This window comes from uncultured Thiodictyon sp., assembly GCF_903828115.1.
Classification (GTDB): Bacteria; Pseudomonadota; Gammaproteobacteria; order Chromatiales; family Chromatiaceae; genus Thiodictyon.
This window is the reverse complement of sequence record NZ_CAIKKU010000175.1, coordinates 1-7,157: the sequence shown is the minus strand read 5'-3', so window position 1 is coordinate 7,157 and position 7,157 is coordinate 1. Positions and strand designations below refer to the sequence as shown.

The 7,157-nt window shown below is 67.0% G+C and carries 6 protein-coding genes; 5 read left to right on the top strand and 1 reads right to left on the bottom strand.

Going from position 1 to position 7,157, the window contains the following annotated elements; all coding sequences use genetic code 11:
• Positions 1-513: 513 nt before the first annotated feature.
• The gene (locus tag QZY48_RS06190) at positions 514-1,542 is read left to right on the top strand and encodes an IS1595 family transposase (protein ID WP_295429087.1); all 1,029 of its coding nucleotides are present in this window, start codon (positions 514-516) and stop codon (positions 1,540-1,542) included.
• Between the two features lie 5 nt (positions 1,543-1,547).
• Here the strand turns inward: QZY48_RS06190 and QZY48_RS06185 are convergent, their stop codons facing one another.
• A complete protein-coding gene (locus QZY48_RS06185; protein ID WP_295429085.1) occupies positions 1,548-1,979 on the bottom strand; it encodes a hypothetical protein in 432 nt (143 codons plus the stop codon).
• An 88-nt stretch (positions 1,980-2,067) separates the two neighbouring features.
• On the opposite strand from QZY48_RS06185, the gene QZY48_RS34610 reads away from it, so the two are divergent.
• The 4 genes from QZY48_RS34610 (at position 2,068) to dinB (ending at position 6,896) form a co-directional block, all read left to right on the top strand.
• Positions 2,068-2,259: a helix-turn-helix transcriptional regulator gene (locus QZY48_RS34610; RefSeq protein ID WP_366929640.1), complete on the top strand. Its 192-nt coding sequence runs from the start codon at positions 2,068-2,070 to the stop codon at positions 2,257-2,259.
• 462 nt (positions 2,260-2,721) lie between these two features.
• Entirely contained in the window at positions 2,722-3,321 is a 600-nt protein-coding gene (locus QZY48_RS06180) for a hypothetical protein (RefSeq protein ID WP_295429082.1), read from the top strand.
• A 765-nt stretch (positions 3,322-4,086) separates the two neighbouring features.
• Positions 4,087-5,238 (top strand): phosphodiester glycosidase family protein, encoded by a 1,152-nt coding sequence (locus QZY48_RS06175; protein ID WP_295429079.1) that lies wholly within the window; start codon positions 4,087-4,089, stop codon positions 5,236-5,238.
• A 533-nt stretch (positions 5,239-5,771) separates the two neighbouring features.
• On the top strand, positions 5,772-6,896 hold the full coding sequence (dinB, locus tag QZY48_RS06170) for a DNA polymerase IV (RefSeq protein WP_295429076.1): 1,125 nt from the start codon (positions 5,772-5,774) through the stop codon (positions 6,894-6,896).
• Positions 6,897-7,157: the final 261 nt, after the last annotated feature.

Below are 7,157 nucleotides of genomic sequence, written 5' to 3'. Positions count from 1 at the left end.
TCACACCGGACCGTTACCAGTCTCGCATGTGCTCCTAGGCTACGACGGGAGAAACCGTCGGTTCCATCAGGTCGCCATATAGAGACTTCCAGTAGAACAATTACTTACGCGACTTCGTGTCGCACAATTATGATCAAGGCCCACCACGACGTTGTCTTCGTTCATCTGCCCAGCCTGAACGCTAACGGCCAGTAAGGATATGCACGGGGCAGTGAGCGCACTGTCTGACCTCAGAAAATAGCTGAAAGTAGTTTGGAGCATGCATGATATCAAGCGTTCGGGCAACCACGACCAACCCCTGCCGGGGGCTTGCAGCAAACGAGGAAATGATGACCGACGAGCATGTGTGTAACCAGGATGCGGCCGTTGTTGTCGGCACCAATGTGCGCGAAATTCCGCCATTATGTAGCAACCGCACATGGTTTTGTCGTCAACGACTTAGGCGGCAGGCTCACGGTCTGAGCCACCCTAGGCGCATACTGCGACAATCGTCCACGCGCCGGAAACTCCCTCATGCCCGGATCCCACTTCCTCCTGACCGCCGCCGCCCGCACCCTGTCGCTGCGGGAGGTGTTCGCGATGACCGACGACCAGGCGTTCACCCTGTTCCGGGAGACCCGCTGGGGCCGGGACGGTGCGCCGGTGTGCCCGAGCTGCGGCGTCGTCGAGCACCATTGGTTTCTACCGAGCCGCCAGCAGTGGCGCTGCCGCGCCTGCGGACACACCTTCTCGGTGACCTCCGGGACCCTGTTCGCCCACCACAAACTGCCGCTGCAGGTCTACCTCGCGGCCGTCGTGATCTACAGCAATGCAGTCAAAGGGTTATCCGCGCTCCAGCTGAGCCGGGACCTGGACCTGCAGTACAAGACCGCGTTCGTGCTGATGCACAAGCTGCGCGAGAGCCTGATGGTGCAGCGTGACGAGACGCCGTTGGTCGGGGAGGTGCAGCTCGACGGGGCCTATGTGGGCGGTTCGGTCCGCCCCGCGAACCGGGCCGAGGACCGGGTGGATCGGCGCCTGGTCGAACACCAAAACCCCGACAAGCGCTGTGTCCTGGTGATGCGCGAGACCTACCCGGTGGACGATCTCGCTGGGCGGATCGGCGGCAAACGCACCCTGACCTTCATCATCCCCCATGAAAATCAGACCGATGTCGGCGCCCTGGCGGCGCGCTTCATCGCCCCGGGGACGACGATCTCGGCCGACGAGCACGATGCCTACGACCTGTTGCACGGGCGCTATCGGATGCGGCGAGTCAATCATCAACGTGAGTATCGGGCCGCGGACGGGACGACCGACAACCAGGCGGAGTCGTTGTTCTCGCGCTTTCGGCGGATGCAGATCGGCCAGCACCACCACTTCGGCCTGGCCCACCTCGCCAACTACGCCAACGAGGCGGCCTATCGCGAGGACACCCGGCGCTGGTCCAACGGGGAGATCTTCTCCGACATCCTCACCAAGTGTGCCCGCACCCGTCCGCATCGCGACTGGAGCGGCTATTGGCAGGGCAACACCCGGCGCCCGGAGCGTCTGGCGGCCTGAGCCCCTCACGCCCGCACCCAGGCCCGCCCGCCGCCGGCCAACTCGACGGCCCGAGCCGCGTCCTTGCCGGTCAGGCGCCGCAGCACCGCCAGGCTCGTCTTGTGGAGCGCCGCCAGGACCTCGGGACGGTCCTGCAAGCCCTTGCGCGCCGCCACCGCCTGCGCCACACCCTGGTCCGATAAGGGCCCACCCGCATCACGCAGAACCTCTAAGACCAGCCGCTGGCATTCCCCGGGCGCGAACCACCGCTGGCCGCGGCGCCGTTTGCGCGGCCGAATCCCGCCGAGGTCGTACGCCGGGGCGAACAGCCGGATCGTCGCGTCCAGATGCCCCAACTCCGCCGCCAGCCGCTGCAATTCCTGGTGACACAGCTGCGCCTGCCCGGCCAACTCGCCCCGCTTCGCCACCAATGCGCTCACTACGTGTAACTCCGCCATGAATCCGGCTCCTCGCTATCAGGTGAGGGTAGGATTCTCCCGGTTTGGCCGGGTCGGATCATGTGCGGCTGCTACATAATGGCGCGAAATTCGCCACGCCCTGGGCTGGCGGCAGGGCCAACTCGCCGCCAAGATCGGCTTCGGCCAAGCCTTCATCTCCGCCATCGAGCGGGGGGATCGCAGTCCCTCGCTGGAGTGTTTATTTGAGCTGGCGCGGGCCTTTAACGTCGCGCCAGCCCGTTTGGTGCGGGTCCCGGTGACGGCTGGCGAGGCGGGGTAGGGCATGGACACGCAACGGCGAACTGAGGCCGCCATGACGTCAGGCAACCTCCCCACCACGCTGGCGCAGCGCTTGGCGCAACTGGAGCAGCGCGCACGGGAGCGGGCTGGACCGAACCGTGCGCCCGCACGCCCCACGCCCGCGCTGCCCCGGTAAGCACGGCGCCAAGATGCCCAAAAATGCTTAGCGCACGACGGCGAACGGCGGGCCGAGCGAACGTGCGATGATGCAGAGACCGGCGGGACAGCAGCTGCCGCACCCGCGGAGTCAGCTACTTCTGCCAAGCGGCATCTCAATGGTCATGCCAACCAAGCCCGCGTCGCGGCCGCCGCTGAGGCACTGGATACCGTCGCCCGTCAGCGGGGGCTGGAGCAGACTGCGCTGTGCGCAACGTCCGAATATCCCACCACGCTCACGCGGCTCCCACTGTTCCCCCCGGTCACGCGCGAAACCGCGATTGAAATGTTCAAACGCGGATGGGTGAAGTTGCGGTCGTCATGGGATGGCGGTGGCGTCTATCGTTCCGGACCAGCGCTCAATATTTACGACGAGGACACGCTCCTGGGGCTCATGGTCTTACGCTCGCGGCGGCTGGTGGGACCGGCCGATCATATGCCAACCGCCGTGCGGCGGCTGGATACGGAAGACACCACCCCGACGGATGAGCACGTACAAGTGGACTGTGTGGTATTCACCACCTCACAGTTGGAGACGGCGATTCGTGGCTACACCCCGCGCAGCGGGTGGGGCGGACGCGAGCTGGCGCGGCGCCGTGAGAGTATCGAGGACCTTTATGGACTCCAGTTACGCTTCGACAAAGTGTATGACGGGTCGCGCTACCAAGCAGTTAATGATTATGCAGCAAGAGGGGTTTATCACCTCGTTTCTTATCGACGGAACGGGGCGCTCCACGCCGTTCATTCTGCACATTGTGTTTCCAGGAAAATCGTGATGGCTGCCGTCGACGCGCACCCGCACCCTGCCGGGCGCTGCGTCATTGCGCCGACCCCAAAACGTACTCATGTCGCCGGCGCTCCGGTCCCGCCCCGCCCGGCAAGATAACCCCAGCCAGCGCAGCCCACGTCGCGCGCGTGGTCGAGGGCGTCAATGCCGACCAACAGCATGTGTGATGTCCCTCAGCGAAAGCAGCGTCTTGGTGCGCGCTGGCGAGCCCTGCCGGCGTGCGCAAAGCACCGGGTCTTGAGGGTGCGAAGCGCGCGCAAGTTATCCACACTTATCCACAGGACCACCGTGTCCTGAGGGTGCGAGCACCGGGTTCCACGGGTGCGAGCCCCCGTGCTTTCAGGGTGCGGGCACCGTGTTTCGAGGGCGCGAGGACCGGGTTCTGAGGGTGCGAAGGCTGGCCGAAAGGTAGTGCAAGTAAATGGTTATAAAAGCAAAAAATGGACCGCTGGCGGCCCCTAGTACTTCTTAGTACTCTTTTAGTACTTAAGAATTAGTACCGCGGCAGTGGCCGCGCGAAACTGATTTTTTTGAGATTTAAGAGGGGAGACGCCCACGAAAGGTTCGCCACTTGGCCCTCGTACCGCCAGGCGACCCGGTCGTGTAAGCTACGCAGGTGTGCCCCATAACGGCCGTGCGCTGGGGCCTTGCGACCTGGACCCGCCGCACCCGCTGTTCCCCGATCGCCCCTCGGTGACCGCGCCACCCTCCCAGCACGCGGCCCTTCGATCCCGAGGACCACGGCGCCGTGGGCGTGAGCGTCACTGCCCGCGGCCGGTCCCGTGGCGCTACCGGGTTTGGGTGAGCATGCCGAGCAACGCGCGGTGGTCGGCACGGCAGTCAGTTACCAGATCGGCCCCCTGGATGGCTGTTGTTGCCCAGCCCCTCGAAAAGGTCAAACTGGCCGAACAGTCGGTCTTCAGGAGGATCGCCGATGGCCATACGCTTGCAGCAGGTGCTGGTGGACGCGCCGGGGGAGAAAACGCCGGGAGCCCGTCGACGAGCGGCGTGTCCTCGCCCACCTCGGGTGCGGCCTCAAGAACCTGGCGCCGCCGCACACGCTGGCCGTCTACCTTCGCCCGGGTTCTGCGCCCAAACCCGGGGACGTTCGGCCAGCGCCCTGATGCGCAGACGCTCGGGCAGACCTGGATGATGACCATCACGCGCCCGGCGACCCTCTTCGTCAGCAGCCTCTTGCTGGCGCTCTGGAGCGCGCCGTTGCTGGCCGTGTTTCCGGCTGAACAGCCGTTTCCCGGCGTGCGTTATCATCAGGAAACGCGTCAGTCTCCGCCGCTGCGTCTGTTCGTCGCCGAAGTGGATGTGACCAACCCGCGGCTGCGGATCCGCGTCTCACCGGGAGGTCCTGACCCGGACGGGCCGGGCGCGTGGGAAACCACGCTGATGACCCCGACGGCGGTTGCGGCCCGCGACGGGTTCGACTTGGCGGTGAACGGCGATTTCTTCAGTATTCGCAAGCCGCCGACGGCCACGGCGGCGCCTTTGTACCAGCCTGGCGTGTGGGCCAATGTGGTCGGACCGGCGGTCAGTGACGGCAGGGCTTGGTCGATCGGTGACCGGCCGCGGCCCAGTTTGGTCGTGCGCGCCACGGGCCGGGTTGCGATCGAGCGGGTCGCCAAACCGCCGGCCAACGCCCGGGCGATCGTCGCCGGCAACGTCATGCTCGTTGAGCGCGGGAACATCGTCGCGCACCAGAACCAGGATAAGCATCCGCGTACCGTGCTCGGACTCAACGGCCAACGCACGCGCTTGGTGATCCTGGTGGTCGACGGCCGCCAGGGTGGGTCGAGCGGGATGAGTTACGGCGAACTGGCGAGCGAGATGATCCGCCTGGGCTGCCAGAGCGCCATCAACCTCGACGGCGGTGGCAGCACGGTCATGGTGCTGCGCGACCCGGCCACGCGGCGCTGGCGCGTGCTCAACCAGCCTAGCGACGGTCAGGAACGCCCCGTCGCGAACGTCCTCGGCATTACCGCAGCACGCGCCGACCGGCGCTGATGACCACCGTGGCGGCGGTTGAGTTCGCCCACACTGCGGCGTTCGCGGCCACGTCCAGGAACCTCCGGCCCGCCGGGCTCGCGCCCGTCTCGCGGCCCGCCACCAAGTGATCGCTGGAGCGCTCCCAGAAGCCCCGCGCACGTCCACCACACCGAGGCTCTGGAGGCCGTCGCGCCGCGGCGATCAGCCGCGGCGGCGACGTGGACTGCGCCGTCGTGCAAGGCGTCCCCTGACGAAACGGAAAATGCCGCACGCCCAGCGTCAGCACGGGCCATCGCCCTGCGCAATCGCCCTCTGACCCGTCTCACGCGGCAACGGCTGATCCACCCCGCTTGCCCTCGCCGAACGCCATACAGCCCTTCTGGAGCGGTTCTAGCAAGGTTTCTCATTTCTTTCATCGGGTTGCCGAACAACAACACCTAACGCACGCACCGCCTCGCGAAAACCTCTCGTTTGCGAGTGGGGCGCCGCCCCGGGCCTGCCGACGCCCGTGCTAACCTCAGGTTTCGTTGACCTTGTCGAGTGTCCGGATCATGAACACCGGCCCCCCACGTTGGGTCATGCACCTGGACATGGACGCCTTCTACGCCGCGGCCGAGCAGCGCGATGACCCAGCCCTGTGGGGACGCCCGGTGGTGGTCGGCGCCCAGTCCGGCGGACGCGGGGCGGTGGCCACCTGCTCCTACGAGACGCGGCGCTTCGGCATCCACTCGGCCATGCCCATCAACGAGGCCCACCGGCGCTGTCCCGACGCGGTCTACCTGCGCCCGCGCATGGGGCATTACTTGGAGGTCGCCCAGCAGATTCGCGCGGTCATGGTCGCCGGTGCCCCGGTGGTGGAACCGATCTCCATCGACGCGGCCTTTCTCGATGTGAGCGGGCTCGAACACCTGATCGGTCCGCCGCAGACCATCGGCCGGCGGATCAAGGAAGCGATCCGCGCCGCGGTCGGACTGACCGCCTCGGTCGGGATCGCCCCGCATCGGCTGGTGGCCAAGATCGCCTCCGACTTCGGCAAGCCAAACGGCCTGATCGTGGTGCCCCAGGAGCAGGTGCTGGACTTTCTGGGCGGACAACCGGTCGGCGTCCTGTGCGGGGGGGCGGCCATCGGACCCTGCCCCGGCTCACGCGGCTGGGACTACGCATGGTCGCGGACCTGCGCAGCTGGTCGCTCGCGCAACTCCAGGCCCAGTTGGGGCCCGCGTCGCCACCAGCCTCTACCAGCAGGCGCGGGCCTCGCCTCCGACCGGGTCGGTGAGCGCGCCGCCCGCCATTCCCTATCCAAGAAGACCACCTTCGGCGTCGACGTCACCGATCCTGGAGTGCTGCACGACACCCTGCGCGCCCTGGCGACCGAGGTCGCCGCCGCGGCCCGGCAGGCGGGGCTCGCAGGGCACACCGTGACGCTGAAGATTCGCTTCTGCGGCTTCGAGACCCAGACCCGTCAACGACGTCTCGATCGGCGCAGCGACGACCCCCGCACCCTGTTGTCCGCCGCCTGGTCGCCCTCTGCGGCCGGGCGCTGGCAGGGGAAGCCGGTGCGCTTGATCGGTCTGGGGATCGCCGCGCTGCGCCCCCGGAGCCGGTCCAGCCGGACCGGTTCGACGGCGGCGCCGCGCGCCCCACAGATAACGACCGGGAGCGGCGTCTTACGGTGACGGTGGCGCGTATCCATGCGCGCTTTGGCGCCGACGCCCTGCGCCGGGGGCTGTTCATCGCCAACCCGTGGGACCCGACCGCCGGCCCGCACCCGCCGCCGCAGAGCCCCCCGGCGACCTCCCAGCCCTGAAGCATAACCGCGCCACCCCAGTCACGGCGCGGGCTGGCGGGGGTTAGAGAAAGTTAATGTTCGCACAAGGGGGTAGACACCGCGCGGCGACTCTGGCAGGATTAACGGCAGGGTAATCGGTCTGCCGTTC

What these genes read in the sequence shown, in the direction of transcription:
- QZY48_RS06190 (WP_295429087.1), top strand. Translation starts at nt 514, where the DNA reads ATGCCCGGATCCCACTTCCTCCTGACCGCCGCCGCCCGCACCCTGTCG.
- QZY48_RS06185 (WP_295429085.1), bottom strand. Translation starts at nt 1,979, where the DNA reads ATGGCGGAGTTACACGTAGTGAGCGCATTGGTGGCGAAGCGGGGCGAG.
- QZY48_RS06180 (WP_295429082.1), top strand. Translation starts at nt 2,722, where the DNA reads ATGTTCAAACGCGGATGGGTGAAGTTGCGGTCGTCATGGGATGGCGGT.
- QZY48_RS06175 (WP_295429079.1), top strand. Translation starts at nt 4,087, where the DNA reads ATGGCTGTTGTTGCCCAGCCCCTCGAAAAGGTCAAACTGGCCGAACAG.
- dinB (WP_295429076.1), top strand. Translation starts at nt 5,772, where the DNA reads ATGAACACCGGCCCCCCACGTTGGGTCATGCACCTGGACATGGACGCC.